18 protein-coding genes are annotated in these 16,490 nt (G+C 48.9%); 7 read left to right on the top strand and 11 right to left on the bottom strand.

The window, feature by feature from the left end:
• Positions 1 to 47 precede the first annotated feature (47 nt).
• The 4 genes from HGH92_RS05640 to HGH92_RS05625 form a co-directional block, all read right to left on the bottom strand.
• Positions 48 to 1,514 carry a LamG-like jellyroll fold domain-containing protein gene (locus HGH92_RS05640; RefSeq protein ID WP_168869768.1) on the bottom strand — a complete coding sequence of 489 codons (1,467 nt, stop codon included), beginning with the start codon at positions 1,512 to 1,514 and terminating at the stop codon, positions 48 to 50.
• Between the two features lie 123 nt (positions 1,515 to 1,637).
• A complete protein-coding gene (locus HGH92_RS05635) occupies positions 1,638 to 2,399 on the bottom strand; it encodes a cyclase family protein (protein ID WP_168869767.1) in 762 nt (253 codons plus the stop codon).
• A gap of 26 nt (positions 2,400 to 2,425) precedes the next feature.
• Positions 2,426 to 3,088 carry a hexitol phosphatase HxpB gene (hxpB, locus tag HGH92_RS05630; protein ID WP_168869766.1) on the bottom strand — a complete coding sequence of 221 codons (663 nt, stop codon included), beginning with the start codon at positions 3,086 to 3,088 and terminating at the stop codon, positions 2,426 to 2,428.
• 125 nt (positions 3,089 to 3,213) lie between these two features.
• Complete coding sequence (locus tag HGH92_RS05625; protein ID WP_168869765.1) at positions 3,214 to 3,414, bottom strand: hypothetical protein; 201 nt, start codon at positions 3,412 to 3,414, stop codon at positions 3,214 to 3,216.
• A 557-nt stretch (positions 3,415 to 3,971) separates the two neighbouring features.
• Here HGH92_RS05625 and HGH92_RS05620 point away from each other — a divergent pair.
• From HGH92_RS05620 to HGH92_RS05610, 3 genes are read left to right on the top strand one after another with little or no spacing between them, the layout of a single operon-like run.
• Positions 3,972 to 6,083, top strand: coding sequence for a HEPN domain-containing protein (locus HGH92_RS05620; RefSeq protein WP_168869764.1), 2,112 nt, complete (start codon positions 3,972 to 3,974; stop codon positions 6,081 to 6,083).
• A gap of 28 nt (positions 6,084 to 6,111) precedes the next feature.
• Positions 6,112 to 6,888: a uroporphyrinogen-III C-methyltransferase gene (cobA, locus tag HGH92_RS05615; protein ID WP_168869763.1), complete on the top strand. Its 777-nt coding sequence runs from the start codon at positions 6,112 to 6,114 to the stop codon at positions 6,886 to 6,888.
• Positions 6,889 to 7,479 (top strand): bifunctional precorrin-2 dehydrogenase/sirohydrochlorin ferrochelatase, encoded by a 591-nt coding sequence (locus HGH92_RS05610; RefSeq protein WP_168869762.1) that lies wholly within the window; start codon positions 6,889 to 6,891, stop codon positions 7,477 to 7,479.
• Here the strand turns inward: HGH92_RS05610 and HGH92_RS05605 are convergent, their stop codons facing one another.
• Positions 7,480 to 7,821, bottom strand: coding sequence for a DUF488 domain-containing protein (locus HGH92_RS05605; RefSeq protein WP_168869761.1), 342 nt, complete (start codon positions 7,819 to 7,821; stop codon positions 7,480 to 7,482).
• Between the two features lie 53 nt (positions 7,822 to 7,874).
• Here HGH92_RS05605 and HGH92_RS05600 point away from each other — a divergent pair, with 53 nt between their 5' ends.
• Positions 7,875 to 8,525 (top strand): HD domain-containing protein, encoded by a 651-nt coding sequence (locus tag HGH92_RS05600; RefSeq protein WP_168869760.1) that lies wholly within the window; start codon positions 7,875 to 7,877, stop codon positions 8,523 to 8,525.
• Positions 8,526 to 8,637: 112 nt separating this feature from the next.
• Here HGH92_RS05600 and HGH92_RS05595 read toward each other — a convergent pair whose 3' ends face one another.
• Positions 8,638 to 9,159 (bottom strand): acyl-CoA thioesterase, encoded by a 522-nt coding sequence (locus HGH92_RS05595; RefSeq protein WP_168869759.1) that lies wholly within the window; start codon positions 9,157 to 9,159, stop codon positions 8,638 to 8,640.
• A 338-nt stretch (positions 9,160 to 9,497) separates the two neighbouring features.
• Here HGH92_RS05595 and HGH92_RS05590 point away from each other — a divergent pair, with 338 nt between their 5' ends.
• The 3 genes from HGH92_RS05590 to HGH92_RS05580 all read left to right on the top strand — a co-directional run bounded on the left by HGH92_RS05590 (position 9,498) and on the right by HGH92_RS05580 (position 14,230).
• The gene (locus HGH92_RS05590) at positions 9,498 to 11,150 is read left to right on the top strand and encodes a CTP synthase (RefSeq protein ID WP_168869758.1); all 1,653 of its coding nucleotides are present in this window, start codon (positions 9,498 to 9,500) and stop codon (positions 11,148 to 11,150) included.
• 231 nt (positions 11,151 to 11,381) lie between these two features.
• The gene (yidC, locus tag HGH92_RS05585) at positions 11,382 to 13,226 is read left to right on the top strand and encodes a membrane protein insertase YidC (RefSeq protein ID WP_168869757.1); all 1,845 of its coding nucleotides are present in this window, start codon (positions 11,382 to 11,384) and stop codon (positions 13,224 to 13,226) included.
• 74 nt (positions 13,227 to 13,300) lie between these two features.
• Positions 13,301 to 14,230 carry a M20/M25/M40 family metallo-hydrolase gene (locus HGH92_RS05580; RefSeq protein WP_168869756.1) on the top strand — a complete coding sequence of 310 codons (930 nt, stop codon included), beginning with the start codon at positions 13,301 to 13,303 and terminating at the stop codon, positions 14,228 to 14,230.
• Positions 14,231 to 14,233: 3 nt separating this feature from the next.
• On the opposite strand, the gene HGH92_RS05575 is transcribed toward HGH92_RS05580, so the two are convergent.
• From HGH92_RS05575 to HGH92_RS05555, 5 genes are all read right to left on the bottom strand, one after another.
• On the bottom strand, positions 14,234 to 14,854 hold the full coding sequence (locus HGH92_RS05575) for a SprT-like domain-containing protein (RefSeq protein ID WP_168869755.1): 621 nt from the start codon (positions 14,852 to 14,854) through the stop codon (positions 14,234 to 14,236).
• Positions 14,855 to 14,860: 6 nt separating this feature from the next.
• Positions 14,861 to 15,190, bottom strand: coding sequence for a hypothetical protein (locus HGH92_RS05570; protein ID WP_168869754.1), 330 nt, complete (start codon positions 15,188 to 15,190; stop codon positions 14,861 to 14,863).
• 56 nt (positions 15,191 to 15,246) lie between these two features.
• Positions 15,247 to 15,420: an AtpZ/AtpI family protein gene (locus HGH92_RS05565; protein WP_168869753.1), complete on the bottom strand. Its 174-nt coding sequence runs from the start codon at positions 15,418 to 15,420 to the stop codon at positions 15,247 to 15,249.
• A gap of 16 nt (positions 15,421 to 15,436) precedes the next feature.
• A complete protein-coding gene (locus HGH92_RS05560; RefSeq protein WP_168869752.1) occupies positions 15,437 to 15,856 on the bottom strand; it encodes a polymer-forming cytoskeletal protein in 420 nt (139 codons plus the stop codon).
• 157 nt (positions 15,857 to 16,013) lie between these two features.
• A complete protein-coding gene (locus tag HGH92_RS05555) occupies positions 16,014 to 16,346 on the bottom strand; it encodes a hypothetical protein (protein WP_246496591.1) in 333 nt (110 codons plus the stop codon).
• Between the last annotated feature and the right edge of the window lie 144 nt (positions 16,347 to 16,490).

The raw sequence follows: 16,490 nt of genomic DNA, 5'->3' as shown, positions 1-16,490 counted from the left end.
AAATAATGAAAGAGGCTGTCCCGCAAGGACAGCCTCTTTTTTTGTGCCTAGTGGTGAACAACCACTTTGGTACTGTATATCTTTCCTTCTTTTGTCTGCAATCGCAGCACATACACGCCCGGAGACACATTTGCCGGCAATGTTAATGTCGCCGAAGCAGGAGAAGTCCTGAACACCTCCCTGCCTGACAGGTCTGTTAATACCAGCATGCTGTTCTCTATCGGAATGTTACCGTTTATGCGGAACGTGCCGGAAACAGGGTTAGGCGCTATTGTCAGTATATTTTTACCGGAAGACAGGCGCCCGGTTTGGATTAGCGCGGTTGTGGCCGAAGACCTGCTGACGACTGAATCGTTTCGTCGTCCTGCTAACTTTTCGATTTCTGCCAGGCTTAGCTCACGGTTATAGATGGTCAATTCATCTGCTATCATGTTTTTTATGCGGAAAACGGCCGGTCCTGCGGTGGTCCCGGAAGTAAACACGTAGTGCGGCATATCGTCAAAGCTGGCCGCCCAATCACCGTTGACATAGAGGCTCAGCTGCCGGTTCCCGTAGTTAGCTAAAACATGTATATAGCCCGTATCTGAATAAAGCTGTGTTGAAACTATCGGCGGTGTGGCCAGAATTTCTCCTATCAAATCAAGCTGGAATTTGAATGTGGCGTTGTCGGGGGATATCTCAAAGGTATATTTGTTTGTTGCAAATGAAATTCCTCCTTGTTGGCCAGGCAGCGTTTTTACCCAAACCGAAAAAGCCACTGCCGAATCTGCGAGAGTGAATTCAGGTACCAGGAATTGTTTTCCGCCGGAAAGACTGTCAATGGCTGCCAGATCGCACACGCCACCTGTGGTGTAGGTCATGTTGCCGGTAATACCATGGAGCCGGCGGGGCCCCAGGTCTTTTACAGTACTGTCCAACGGGTAATAGGCATACACATCAGGCGGAGCTTCGATACAGTTGGAGAGTGACCGGACAGTCGTATAGGCGCCATACACCTTCAGCCCGCTGCCTAAGGCCAGCAGCCCGGCATTCAACTGTACCGTGACCCGGTCAAAAGGCTTTGCTGCCCTGAAGGTGTAGGTGAGCCTGTTTGAATTAGGAATGCGTTCAAAGTCGTCATCAGCTATAATGTACCGGTCATTATTATATCCGTCGGGAGCGGTACTGACAGCTACTGAACCCAGCAGGTTAATAGAAAGCCCGTCATTATTGGCTATTTCAATGGTGATTTCCGCATTGGGGTCTGTCTGTAACGATGGAAAAATCAGCGTTTGTGAAATTTGAGCGCCCAGCAGACTGGTGCCCAGCAATAAAGTCGTATAATCATTACGGTTACCATTGACAGCGTTATTTCTGTCCTGCACCCTGCAGGTAAGGCATAGCCCGTTCGAATTTGTCACCTGCGAAGTGGCATATAAAGTATCCTGTGCTGACAGGGAAAACCGGCTGAGAAGTAATATCAGGGCAAACAGTACCCGTTTTAAGAGCTTTTGTTTCATGTAGAAATGATGCATAGTTGGGTTATTTTGGTTATCTGACGGGGGAGTTTTGGGAAAGGGGGCTACAGCACCGGCATGTGAGGGAACGTGCGGACTCCAACTAATTCAGGTATAATAAAGATAAGCTTATTTTGATAATCAAATCATGGCCACCACCCGCGCAGGTGCGGCACTGGCGCCTTTGATCTTCAGCGGGAAAACCGCCACTTTAAAACCGTGCGGCGGCAATGCGCCGAGGTTCACCAGCTGCTCCATATGGCAGTATTCTTTCTGCCGGCCTACCAGGTGGGCCTGCCAGAAATAGTCGTCCTTCCCTTCTGCTTTGGCTTTCTGCACCATATATTTCAGCGGAAGATCAAATCCCCACTGGTCAATACCCATTACTTTCACGCCCTGGTCTATCAGCCAATGGGTGGCTTCCGCGCTCATACCGGTGCCCCGCATCGGGTATTCACGGGTGCCAATGTACTGGTCACGGCCGGTATAGATCAACACGATGGTGCCTGGTTGAATCACTGCACCTGTCTGTTGCAGGTTTTCTCGTATATCCGCCAGCGTTATCTCCTCACAATCCGCCTTGTGTGTCATATTGATCACTACGCCGTCGCCGTAACACCATTCCAGTGGTATCTGGTCGATGGTTTTGGCAGGCTGACCGTTTACCTGCGGCGCATAATGCCATGGGGCATCGATATGCGTAGCGGCATGTACGCCCATGCTTACGATCTTATCGTCTGCCCAGCCTTCAAAACCTTTGGGGAACAGTTTTGCCGGCAGGCCGAGGAAAAAACGGATCAGCGAACGGCTTTGCCGGTGGGCCTTGTGTTTGATACGGATACGCATAAACCAGGGGTCCTGTTTATTGTATTCGATAGTCTTCGACAGGTCAATGATTTTCATAACCAGGGGTTGATATGATGAACAGATTAGTGTTGCATGAGGAGGGACAGCCGCTGATCATTGAAGTCCAGCAGGGAATCCAGCTGCATATTGGCCAGTGCGTAACGCGGGTCGTGACGGTTATGCGGCTCAGGTACCACTACGGTGGTCATGCGCGCGGCTTTGGCGGCTGTCATACCGGTAACGGAGTCCTCAAAAGCGATGCAGTCCAGCGGATCGCTGTTGAGTGCTTTGGCGCAGGCCAGGTATACCGCCGGATGGGGTTTGCCGTAGTCTTCAAATTCTGCGGAGTATACCGCCTGAAAAGAATCACGTATATGTAAATGTGCAAGTACCGCTTCAATCAGCCGCAGGGGTGAAGAAGAGGCCAGGCCCATTTTAAAGTCTTTCGCTTTGAAAAAATCCAGTATATATTGAAGCCCTTCCATCGCCTTGCCTTCCGCGATGATTTTAGCGGTCACGCTGTCGATGATCTCGTTGGTCACCTGTTCGGTGCTTTTACCTTCCCATTTGAAATAGCTGTGCCAGTAGCTGACCACCTCGCGGGTACGAAGCCCGGTGGTTTTGTGCGTCAGCTCAGCGGAGAGGTTGACGCCTACTGTTGCAAACACTTCTCTCATCGCGATACCCCACAGTGGCTCTGAATCTACCAGGAGGCCGTCCATATCGAATATTACCGTATTGATCATAATGCCATTTTACGCCGCAAAGATAATAACGGGAAGATGACCACCGCAGAATTCTTGCGGCGCAAGGAGACATTTATCAATAAAAGACGGCAGGATAACCGGCTTTGCATAAAGGAAAATGGCTTTTACCATTGTGCCGCAACGCCTGCCAGTCCGACTGACACCGCTGTTAATACCTGTGCTAAGACCGGCGCCAGCTGTTGCCAGGTGGTGCCTGCTGTGGCGTTAATGAACAGGAACACAAAGATGAAAAGCAGCAAAGGCAGGGCGGCCAGTAGGTAGCCAATAGCCACTCTTCGGGGTGCTGGTTTTCTGATTTCTTTCATAGGTGACAGGGTTAAAATGAAGAATAAGGGTAACGGGCATTTAATTAATGTTATATAATTAATGTTATAGTAAAAATAGTGATTTATTTTAATGTGTGTTTCTGTCTGGTCCTATGCACCGGTACTACCGTCCGAATCACCGTTCCCCGCTGCTTTTCCCCATAACAAAATGTTATCCGAGATAAGCGGAGGTTATGAGGGATGCGAAAATCATTAAATCTATCTTATTGATTATGAACGAATAAAAACTGATTTGGTCGATTTGAACGTATTTCTGTCCGGATATTTCCCCTCAAAAAAATTTTTGGAAAGACGGGTGGCATTTCTATCTTTGTATTACTCTACTAAAATTATAGGGAATATGGGTAATAGAATACGGAAGGTGATGAATGGCCACTATAATTGTTGTTGCATGGCAGCAGCAGCGGAACGCGTGTAGTATGCAACACAGATAAGTTAATAATACTAATCTCAGTTATACGACAGCCTCCGCCTACAGCGGAGGCTTTTTTACAACCAATACCAGCGATTTTTACCACCACCTGAAAATACGTTATATGCAAAGCTTCAGAACAGAACTTGAAAATCCCATAGTACAGCAGGATATCATCGACCTGGAGAAGAAGATCCGCCTGTTCCGCGAAGGGGCTATCACGGACGAGAAATTCCGTAGCCTTCGCCTGGCGAGAGGGGTGTATGGTCAGCGTCAGCCCGGTGTGCAAATGGTGCGCATCAAATTGCCCTACGGCAAAATGACCCTGCAACAATGGAAACGCATCACAGAAGTATCCGACGAATATGCTACCAGCAACCTGCACCTGACCACCCGCCAGGATGTGCAGATACACTACGTGAGCCTCGACAGAACACCCGAGTTGTGGCATACGCTGGAACAGGATGAAATCACCATCCGTGAAGCCTGCGGTAACACCGTCCGTAACATTACAGCTTCCGACCGGGCCGGCATAGACCCGGAAGAACCATTTGATATTACTCCCTATGCTGACGCTACGTTCCGCTATTTCCTGCGTAACCCTGTCAGCCAGGAAATGGGCCGTAAAATAAAAATTGCTTTTTCCTCTTCTGAAAAAGATACTGCCTGGGCCTTCATGCACGACTTCGGCATGATCCCCAAAGTGAAAATCATCGATGGCAAAGAAGTGCGTGGCTTCAAAGTATTGGTAGGCGGTGGCCTGGGCGCACAGCCCTTTCTGGCCAAACCGGTATATGAGTTCCTGGAAACAGACCTGCTCATTCCCTATATCGAAAACGTATTGCGCGTGTTCGACCGCTACGGCGAAAGGACCAGCCGCAACAAAGCCCGCATGAAATTCCTCATCCAGAAAATAGGCATGGAGGAATTCGAGCGCCTCGTCAAAGAGGAATACAAAGCGGTGAAAGTGAAAAGCGTGCCGGTAGATGCAGACGCATGGCCTCAGACCACACCGCCGGTAATCGGCGAAATACCAGCTTACGAAATAAAAAACCAGGCGAAATACGAAGCGTGGAGAAAGACCAACGTGTTTGAACAAAAACAAAAAGGTTACTACGGCGCTTATGTGAAAATCACCCTGGGCAATATCGGCTCTGCTGTCAGCCGTCAACTGATAGAAGCGCTGCGCCCGGTCATTGCAGACGATGTAAGGGTGACCGCTAACCAGGGCCTGCTGCTGAAATTCATCTTACCGGAACACCTGCCTTACGTGTACAGCGCACTGGAAGCAGCCGGTTTCGCTGAGCCAGGGTTCGACAGCATCGCGGACATCACCGCCTGCCCCGGCACCGATACCTGCAACCTTGGTATCTCCAACAGCACAGGCATCGCTAAAGTACTGGAGTCCGTTATCACTGACGAGTTCCCGGACCTCATCTACAATAAAGACATCAAAATAAAAATCAGCGGCTGTATGAATTCCTGCGGCCAGCATGGTATCGCCAGCATCGGCTTTCATGGATCTTCCATGAAGAGCGGTGGTAAAGTATTGCCAGCCCTTCAGGTACTGCTGGGCGGCGGTATCGTTGGCGACGGCGTAGGACGTGTAGCCGACAAGGTTATTAAAGTGCCCAGCCGCCGTGGCCCGGACGTATTGCGCAGCCTCCTGCACGACTACGAAATCAACGGCGCGGAAAAGGAACTGTTCAATGAATATTATGACCGTCAGGGTGAAAAATATTTCTACGAACTGCTGAAACCACTGGCTGATCTCAGCACCATCACCCCGGCAGATTATATCGATTGGGGCCAGGCGGAAGACTACGCCACCGCTATCGGTGTAGGTGAGTGCGCCGGCGTTATCATCGACCTGGTAGCTACGCTGCTGCTGGAAGCGGAAGAAAAAGTCGAGCTCGCCAATATTGCCATCAGTAAAGGCGCTTATGCAGATGGTATCTACCATGCTTACTCTTCCTTCGTACAGGGCGCCAAAGCGCTGCTGCTCGGTGAAGGCGTAAGCGGCAACACCCAGATCGGTATCATCAACGATTTCGATAAAAACTTCGTGGCCACCGGCAAATTCAGCTTTGAAACTGACTTCAAAACACTGGTGCTGCAGATTAACGGTAACGAGCCTACGGAAAATTTCGCTAAAACCTACTTCCAGCAGGCACTGTCTTTTTATAATGCAGCCCAGGCTTACCGGCAGAAATCCGCTGAACCGGCGCAGGCATAATTTTGATCATCTTTTAATACTACACATCATGCAACAGATACAACCGAAACTCACATTGGTAGGCGCCGGTCCCGGCGATCCGGAACTGATTACCGTGAAAGGAATGAAAGCTATTCAGGAAGCGAAGGTGATCCTCTACGATGCCCTCTCCAGCAACGAACTGCTGGATTACGCTCCTGCCGGTTGCCTCCGCCGCTTTGTCGGAAAACGTGCTGGCATGCATGTGTATTCCCAGGATGAAATCAACCGCATGATTGTAAAATATGCGCTCAGCTACGGCAGCGTGGTAAGGCTCAAAGGCGGCGACTCTTTCGTGTTTGGCCGCGGTCAGGAGGAAATAGCATTTGCCCAACAATTTGGCATCACGGCAGAAGTAGTACCGGGCATCTCCAGTGCTATTTCTGTCCCGGGTGTCAATAAAATCCCGGTAACCGCCCGCAATGTCAGCGAAGGCTTCTGGGTGATCACCGGCAATACCCGCAATGGTAACCTCTCCCGCGACCTGGAATACGCTATCCAGGCCAACACCACCGTGGTAATTCTCATGGGCATGAGCAAACTGGCGGAAATTGCCGGCATCTTTGCCAACAGTGGCAGAGGCGATACCCCCGCCGCTATTATCCAGAACGGAACACTGCCCAACCAGCAAATCGGTATGGGCCGCGTGGCCGACCTGCAGGAAATTGCAGCTGCGCAACAGTTATGCAATCCGGCTATCATAGTGGTAGGGGAGGTAGTACGATTTCATGAAGATTTTGCCACCCTGCAGTCTAAAGTAGCCGAAGAACTCAAAATCGCTGTATAAATGGAAAATCAGTTATTTCCGGTTTTTTTTAAGCTCAACCGCCTCCACGTCCTCGTGGTAGGCGGTGGCCATATTGGGCTGGAGAAAGCAAATGCCATCCTGCAAAACTGCGCGGAAAGCAATATCACCGTCGTATCGCTGGACTTTCTGCCTGAACTGCAAGACATCGCCCGGCAGTATCCCAATGTGGAGCTTATCCGCAAACCTTTCTCCTGCGGGGACCTGCTGGGAAAAGATCTGGTCATTGCCGCCACAAATGACAAAACATTAAATTATACCGTCTGGGAAAAAGCGAAAGGCGCCAAAGTACTGATCAATGTGGCAGATACGCCGGAGCTGTGTGACTTCTACCTGGGATCTATTGTGCAGAAAGGAAACCTGAAGATTGCCATCTCCACCAACGGCAAATCGCCCACCGTGGCCAAACGGCTCAAACAGGTATTGCAGGAGGCCATCCCCGATGCCCTTGATGAAGTATTAAATAAATTACATATCATCCGTGACAAGCTGAAAGGCGACTTCGCCGCCAAAGTAAAACAGCTGAACAATATCACGGAGGTGCTTGTGAAACCGGAAAACGAAAACGCCTGATTAACCCTTCAGCACTTCCAGCAGTACCTGCGCCTGGTTGTGGACCGTATCTTTAGCCCCGTACAATAATGTTACCCGGTGATGTCTGGCCCGCTGCCGGATATCCTCCAGCAAATCCTTTTTCTCTTTCAGCTCTGCCAGATAACGGGTACGGAACTCTGCAAATTTCCCGTCCTCATGATGAAACCATTTCCGCAGGGCCTCGCTCGGCGCTATGTCTTTCAACCACTCGTCCACATGGGCTTTATCTTTGGACAGTCCCCGCGGCCACAGGCGGTCTACCAGGATCCGGTATCCGTCGCTTTCGGAAAAATCTTCATATACGCGTTTAACCTGTATCATATCCTGATAACGGCCGGATGGCGGGAAAAGTTTTACGTATTATCTTTACCGTTATGCAAAATAATCAGGAAATCATTGATGCCACCGTAGCCTATGTGAAGGCATCGCTGGAAGGAGCGGAAGGAGGCCACGACTGGTGGCATATTTACAGGGTATGGCAATTGTCCCGGCAGATTGCCGCCCATGAAACCGCCGACATGCTGGTAGTGGAGCTGGGCGCGTTGTTGCATGATATTGCGGATTCCAAGTTCCATAACGGCGATGAGACCATTGGTCCCGCCCGCGCCCGTGCCTTCATGGTAGCGCAGGGATTGTCCGAGGAGATCATCGTTCATGTGGAAAACATCATCCGGTATATTTCATTCAAAGGCGGTCACAATGACAATGCTTTCCGTTCCCCGGAACTAAGCGTGGTACAGGATGCTGACCGGCTGGACGCCATTGGCGCCGTGGGCATCGCCAGGGCCTTCAACTACGGCGGGTTTAAGAACCGCGCCATTTATGACCCCACAGTGAAACCTAATATGGTGATGACGAGAGAGGAATATAAAACCAACACAGCGCCTACCATTAATCACTTCTACGAAAAACTGTTGTTGCTGAAAGACCGGATGAACACCCATACGGGCAAAGCCATGGCGGCGGAGCGGCATCAGTTTATGGAAATGTTCCTGGAGCAGTTTTATAAAGAGACCGGCTTCTGAAAATGACAGTTATATATTAAAGACAGCAAAGACGGCAGAAAATAACATATTAAATCAACAGTACACGCCTCGAACAATAAATGTAGCCCAGGGCTTAAGCCCTGGGATGAAATTATTTATCGAAGAACAGCGCTTTCAGTTCGTCTGCATCCTCCGGTTTCATTTTACCGCCCAGGATAAGGCGTAGCTGGCGGCGGCGGAGGGCGCCGTCATATAATCTTTTTTCCTCTTCCGTGTCGGTGATAATGCCGGGAACGGGGCGGGAGTTACCGTTAGGGTCAAGGGCCACAAATGTCATAAAAGCTTCATTGGATTTGTAGCGGTATTGTTGTACCGGGTCTTCTCCCCACACGCGCATGTGTACTTCCATGGAAGTATTGAAGGCGCGGCTTACTTTGGCTTCTATATGTACCACATTGCCCAGTTTAATGGGGTTCTCGAAAGAAATATTATCTACGGAGGCGGTGACCACAGGGGCGCTGCAGTGTTTCATACAGGCCAGTGCGGCAGCAATGTCCATCCAGTACATCAGGCGGCCTCCCATGAGGTTGCCGAAAGTATTGGTATCGTTGGGCAGAACGAGTTCCGTCATCTGTATGAGCGAGTCCTGCGCTCTCTTAGGCGTTAAAGTCATCTTTTTATTTATGTATTTCGGACGCAAATTTACAGTTTCTATTTGTTAGGAACGAAAGTCTCTGTAATAACAGCAGGTGTCAATGCAGGTTTTTAACAAATAATTTCGCTCACTTGAAAATTCTTTAAAACCCACTGTGGTTCAATGATAAGAGCTGAAGAGAAACCCGCAAAAATTAACAAACAAATAAAGCCACTGCGTAAAAAACTTGGGAGCGAAGCAAATTTGTGTAACTTTGCATGACCTCCGGAAGTAGTTTACTTGACAGGTATAACACCAAACGCAATCTGGCACTTCCCCCATTTAGGTCAAGTATTTTTAGCTGAATTTTAGTTTTTATGGCAAAATATATCTTCGTTACGGGAGGTGTTACTTCCTCTTTGGGTAAAGGAATTATAGCTGCTTCGCTGGCAAAACTCTTGCAGGCGCGCGGCTTTAGAGTGACTATTCAGAAGTTCGATCCATATATCAACGTGGATCCGGGAACGTTAAACCCTTATGAGCACGGGGAATGTTACGTAACAGAAGATGGCGCGGAAACCGATCTGGACCTCGGACACTATGAGCGTTTCCTGAACACGCCTACGTCCCAGGCCAACAATGTTACCACCGGCCGTATTTATCAGACTGTTATCAACAAGGAAAGAGAAGGCGCCTACCTGGGCAAAACCGTACAGGTGATCCCGCACATCACTGATGAAATCAAACGTCGTATCCTCCTGTTGGGCAAAGACGGCAAATATGATATCGTGATTACTGAGCTGGGCGGTACCGTGGGCGATATTGAATCGCTCCCTTATATTGAGGCTGTACGTCAGCTGCAATGGGAACTGGGCGAAGAAGACTGCCTGGTGGTACACCTCACCCTTATTCCTTACCTGCGCGCAGCGAAGGAACTCAAAACCAAACCTACTCAGCACTCAGTGCGCCTGTTGAGCGAATATGGCGTTCATCCGGACATCATCGTTTGCCGTACGGAAGAGCCGATGTACCGCGATCTGAAAAAGAAAATCGCCCTGTTTTGTAACGTACAGGTAGATGCGGTGATTGAAGCGAATGATGTACCGACCATCTACGAAGTGCCGCTGGAAATGATGCGCGAAAAACTGGACGTTTCAGTACTGAAAAGACTGAACCTGCCTGTGGAAAAAGAGCCAGAGCTCACCAAATGGCGTGAATTCCTGGACAAGCTCAAATATCCGAAATCCAAAGTGACCATCGGTCTGATCGGTAAATATGTAGAGCTGCAGGATGCTTACAAATCTATTCTCGAATCATTTATACATGCCGGTTCACTCAACGAGTGCAAGGTAATTGTACAGAATATTCACTCTGAGCATATTACACAGGAAAATGTGTGCGAAAAGCTGAAAAACCTCGATGGTCTGCTGGTAGCGCCGGGCTTCGGTCACCGCGGCATCGAAGGTAAAATTGTGGCTATTCAGTATGCCCGTGAAAACAACCTGCCTTTCTTTGGTATCTGCCTTGGTATGCAGATGAGCGTCGTGGAATTCTCCCGCAACGTGCTCGGCTGGAAAGACGCGCACTCCGTGGAAATGAACCCCGACACTTCCCATCCGGTGATCAACCTGATGGAAGAACAGAAAAAAGTGACCGCCAAAGGTGGTACCATGCGCCTGGGCGCTTATACCTGCGACCTCACACCGGGTTCCAGGGCTTCTGAAATTTATGGCGGCGCTACTACCATCAGCGAAAGACACCGTCACCGCTATGAGTTCAACAACGAATACCTGGAGCAGATCGAAAAAGCCGGTATGATTCCTTCCGGTAAAAACCCTGAAAGCGGTCTCGTGGAAATGATCGAAATCCCGGGACATCCTTTCTTTGTGGGCTCCCAGTTCCACCCTGAGCTGAAAAGCACCGTGGAAAGCCCTGCACCGCTCTTCGTGTCGTTTATTAAAGCCGCTAAACAATACGCGGAAAATAAAAACGGTAAAACGAAGGTGGCAGAAGAAAAAATCGCCCAGTAATCTTCAGATATAATAATTGTATAATGTATAAAATTTAAAATGCAGCGGATAGGCCAGGCAGCCATATTCGCTGCATTTTAAATATATAAATAATCGGAAAATCAGGAGTGGCCGATATTTTAGCCGGGCCCAACATGGGTTTCACCTGTTTAACAGGCCTTTCACCTAAAAAGGGGTGCTCAAATGATAAATCCTGCTTACCTTTGCTGCCTAAATTTTTAATTGCATTTCATGGATAGAAATTCGGTTATTGGGTTTTTACTGTTAGGTGTTTTACTGGTAGGATATATTTTCTATAACCAGAAACAACAGGGAACCATCGCCAGGGAGAAAGCCCGGCAGGATTCCATTGCAAATCTGAACAAGCCTAAAGCGCCTGTTGCCGATTCACTGATGGCCACTGCTAACGGAGGAACACTGGATTCAGCCCACCAGGCTCAACTGGCCGGCGAATTTGGTCTTTTTGCCACCGCTGCGGTAGCACCGGTGCAGACAACAGTGATGGAAAACGATGATGTTAAAGTTACCTTCTCTAATAAAGGTGGTCAGCCAATCAGTGTTCAGCTGAAAAAATTCAAGACTTCTGAAGGCGGTCCATTAATGCTGGCACAGGGATCTTTTAACCGTCTCTCTGTAGAAGTACCTGCCAGCGCCACTAAAGTGCTGAACAGCGCTGACCTGTTTTTCACTGCCGGCCCTGTACAGAAACTGGCAGACGGCGGACAGTCCATCAGCTATCGCCTGAATACTTCCAATCCTGCGGTATACCTGGAATTTGTGTACGGTATTAAACCTGGCAGCTACATCGTTAATTATAATGTGCATGCTGTTGGTTTCCAGAACATCCTGCCAGGCAATCAGAACTACCTGACCCTGCAATGGAACAGCCAGAACGACAAACAGGAGCATGACATGGAGAACGAGCGCCTCAACAACCAGGTGCACTACATGTTTGCCAACGATAAACATGACTATTTCACGCTGCAACGTACCAGCCACGAAAAACTGGACAACAAACTGAAATGGATCAGCGTAAAGCAACAGTTCTTCAATACCACCCTGATCGCTAAAAGCGGCAGCTTCGACGCGGCAGACGTGAACACCAAAGTGCCACAGAGCGGCAATATCGTGGGACAGGCCTTCACCTCCCTCACGATCCCTTACAACCGCGCCAATGATTTCTCTTTCCCGATTGATATCTACTATGGCCCTAACCACTACAAAACACTGAAGTCTTTCGATCTGGGCCTGGAAAAAATCATTCCGCTGGGCTCCGGTATCTTCGCCTTCGTAAAATATGTGAACAAATGGATCATCATCCCGGTGTTTAACTTCCTCAGCGGATTTATCGGTAACTATGGTGTGATCATCATCCTGCTCACTATCTTCATTCGTTTGCTGATTGCGCCTTTCACTTACCAGAGCTATGTGTCTCAGGCCAAGATGAAAGTGCTGAAACCGGAAATCGATGAGCTGCGCGCCAAACACGGCGATGACCAGCAGGCTTTCGGTATGGACCAGATGAAACTGTTCAAGAGCGCCGGTGTGAACCCGCTGGGCGGCTGTTTACCAGCCCTGCTGCAGCTGCCGATCCTGGTGGCCATGTACAGCTTCTTCCCGTCTTCCATTGAGCTGCGCCAGGAAAGCTTCCTGTGGGCAAAAGACTTGTCTACTTACGACTCTATCCTGAACCTGCCGTTCAACGTGCCTTTCTATGGCAACCACGTGAGCCTGTTCACCATCCTGATGACCATCACGAGCCTGGTCCTGGCCTTCTACAACCGTGGTATGACTGATCAGAGCAATCCGGTGATGAAGTACATGCCTTACATCATGCCTATCATGCTGTTGGGTATCTTCAACCGCCTGGCTGCCGCGCTTACTTTCTACTACTTCCTGTCCAACGTGATCAGCATCCTGCTGCAATGGGTGCTCCAGACTTTTGTCATCAACCACGACAAGATCCACGCACAGATCCAGGAGAACAAGAAAAAGCCTGTTTCCAAATCCAAATGGCAGGAAAAGCTGGAAGAAGTTCAGCGCCGCCAGCAGGACATGCAACAGCGTAAAAAATAAGCAGCAGATAATTATCCAAATAAATAGTAAAGCCCCCAGCCCTCCGCTGGGGGCTTTTTTCAACCGATAGTCATATGAAGAAAAGCTTGTTATTGATGATGCTGCTGGCAGGAGGAATGTCTGCCGCCTATGCACAGGACACCATCCCTGATGCCCGCCGCATACAGGAAACCGTGAATTATCTCGCTTCCGACAAACTGAAGGGCAGAGGTACTGCCGAAAAAGGAAGCCGTACCGCCAGCCGTTATGTAGCCCGGCAGTTTAAGAAACTGAGACTGAAGCCCGCCAACGGCGGCAGCTATTTCCAGGATTTTACCTTTGACCGCAACGCGCACAAAAATATCCCGAGCCGTAACGTAGCGGCTTTCCTCGATAACGGTGCCGCCCGTACGATTATCATCGGCGCGCACTATGACCATCTGGGCACCGCCGGTCTTTTCGATGGCAAATATCCGATAGGCCAGATACACAATGGCGCCGATGACAATGCGTCCGGTGTGGCCGGATTGTTGGAACTGGCCCGTCATTATGTGAAAAACGCTGGTAAAGAGCCATTTAATTTCCTGTTCATCGCTTTCGGGGGTGAGGAGCTGGGACTGCAGGGGTCGAAATATTATACTGCACATCCGCTGATGCCGCTGGACAAAGTACATTTTATGCTGAATATGGACATGATAGGCCGCTACAATCCGGAAAGAGGCATCGGTATTGGTGGCTATGGCAGCGCACAGGAATGGCCGGAAGTGTTTAAAGATGTGCAGCAACCCGGCATAAAATACTTCACTGATGCAGCCGGCAAGGGTGCGTCCGATCATCATAACTTCTATATCAGTAAAGTGCCGGTATTGTTTTTCCACACTGGCGGGCATGATGATTACCACAAGCCCACAGACGACGCGCCTAAATTGCAGGCAGCGTCCGAAGCGGGTATTCTGCAGCTGGGGATTCAGCTGATCAATAAAGCCATGGCTTTCCCGGAATTACATTATGTGGGAGAAAAATAAGGACTAGTTCAGCACTTCTACTTCGTAGACAGGACTGAACAGATAAATACGTTTAGACGCTACCTCTTCACAGCGGTAGCGTTTTCTTATTCTTTCTCCTTTGCGGAAGATGCGGCCGTCTTTGGTTTTGAAGAGTTGATGCAGGGGGAGCTGTTCTACAAGGAAGTGCGTGTCTTTGCGGTCGTCGTAATTACGGAGCACACGCATCAGGTTTTCGTCGGCGCAGCTGCTGGCCGCGGGGTTGGTCATGCTCTGGCGTACGGCCTGTTCCACGTCATGTGGCAGGTATCCTTTGCCTACAAAGCCGCGGAGAATGTCAGAAAATTCCTGTTTCCATTCCTTGCCATGTGCCGGTACCCGGTTGGCGTATTTGTTAAAGGTGGTAAGGTGAGCGATTTCATGCAGTAAGGTAATAAGAAAAGAATACCTGTTCAGCGATCCGTTGATGCTGATCCGGTGTCCTTTTCCATTTCCATCGGGGTGACGGTAGTCACCCAGTATGCTTTGCCTTTCCCGGGTGATGGTGAGATGGACTTTATATACCTGTAAAAACTCCATCACCTGGTCAAAGGTGCCTTCGGGCAAATAGGACGCTAATGCATGCAGGGGCGCCTCTTTTTTCACAGCCAATTACTTTTTAAGCCTGGTAAGCCGGAAGAGGCTCCATGTTTCAAATACGGTGTACAACAGGTACAGGGACAACAGCAAAAAGATGGTCACTTTACTGACGTCGGGCCGGTAAACGAGCACATAAATGGCAATACCAATTACGCACAGCATCAGTTTGCTGAGTGTGGAACCGTATACAGCGCGGATGAAGGCATTGTGGTTGGCAGAGGCGAGCCCTTTGCGGCTCATCAGGTAGGAGGCCAGTGTGATAAGTGCCATAGCCAGATTGCCGGCCAGCAGCACATAAAAGTGTATGCCGGTTTCCAGCAATCTGGGCTTGAAAAATATCATCAGGCCGTTTAGAACGCCAAAAATCGAAAATAATCTGATTAAAAATCTATCGCTCATTACCGACGGGTGTCTTTTATAATTTGCCACAAAAGTATGGCTAAAGCCAATAAAGAAAAAATGATCAGGAACAGGGGGAACCGCCAGCCCATTTTCTGGTCCAGCTTGTACCCCGCAAACACTCCCAACCCTAATGTGGTCATCATTTGAAACGCCAGTCCGGCATAGCGCATGACCGGATTATTACGTTTATTCGGCTTCCTGGAGGACGGATTTTCCATGTTTCTGCGTTTCTGGCTGCTGGTCGTCCATGTAGCAACGGCCGTTGAACTTGGCAGTAGGCTCCATTTCGAAATGAGCAGTATACACATCTCCCTTTACGAGTGCATTCCCTTTCAGGAACAACAGCTCTTCCACTTTGATGATACCGGTCACTTTACCGAGGATGTCTGCGCTCTGACATACCAGGTCGCCGGTAATGTCGCCTTCCGGACCTACCACGATTTTAGCTTTGGTGGACACCAGCCCGTTTACCTGGCCGTCTATCCGGATATCTCCTTCACATACGATATCGCCCTGGATAGAAGTGCCGCTGCCTATAATGTTAATAGTCGACGTGGGTAACAGGTTCTTGCTATCACCCTTAGAGTTTGATTTGTTATTAAACATAGGTTTTCAGGTTTTTCAGCTTTAATAATGTAAATATATTTAAATATTTTGTTATTTGATTATTTGGTTATTGGGCAGAGATATGGACATGGCTATTCTGAACAATCAATCACAATCAATCAAATAACAAAATTCCTAAATGGCAAAATTTCTAATTTTAATACGTGCTGTTATCTACTTTCGGCACTTTTAACATGGTGGTATCCAGTTTGCCGGTAAATTCCCCGTTGATCACCTGTTTGATGTTTTTCAGGTAGAGATCCCGTTGATTAATGGCTGTTTCCAGTGAATCCGCCCGCATTTTCAGGTGGATGAACTCCTTGCGTTGTTTCAGGTCTCCATAGCCCGGGATATAATAACGTAATGGCGTAAATACTACTGTGGCCACAGTAATGGCTACCAGTAATACAAACAGGGTGCTCAAAGCTATATAAACACTCATTCTGGACAGTTTGAAGGAGGTCACTTCTTCATAGGTGTCATCATTCATAATCACCAAACGGTATTTATGACTGAGTTTTTCAAGGTTTCGTCTGTTGTTTTTTTTCCCCTTCTTGGCCATTTTTTTGGTGTGCTTATAGAGATTTATTCGTTTTCAGGCGGCTAAAGTTAATCAATCCCACCAATCAATCCA

It is taken from the genome of Chitinophaga varians (assembly GCF_012641275.1).
GTDB classification, from domain to species: Bacteria; Bacteroidota; Bacteroidia; order Chitinophagales; family Chitinophagaceae; genus Chitinophaga; species Chitinophaga varians_A.
This window is presented reverse-complemented; position numbering and strand designations above follow the sequence as displayed.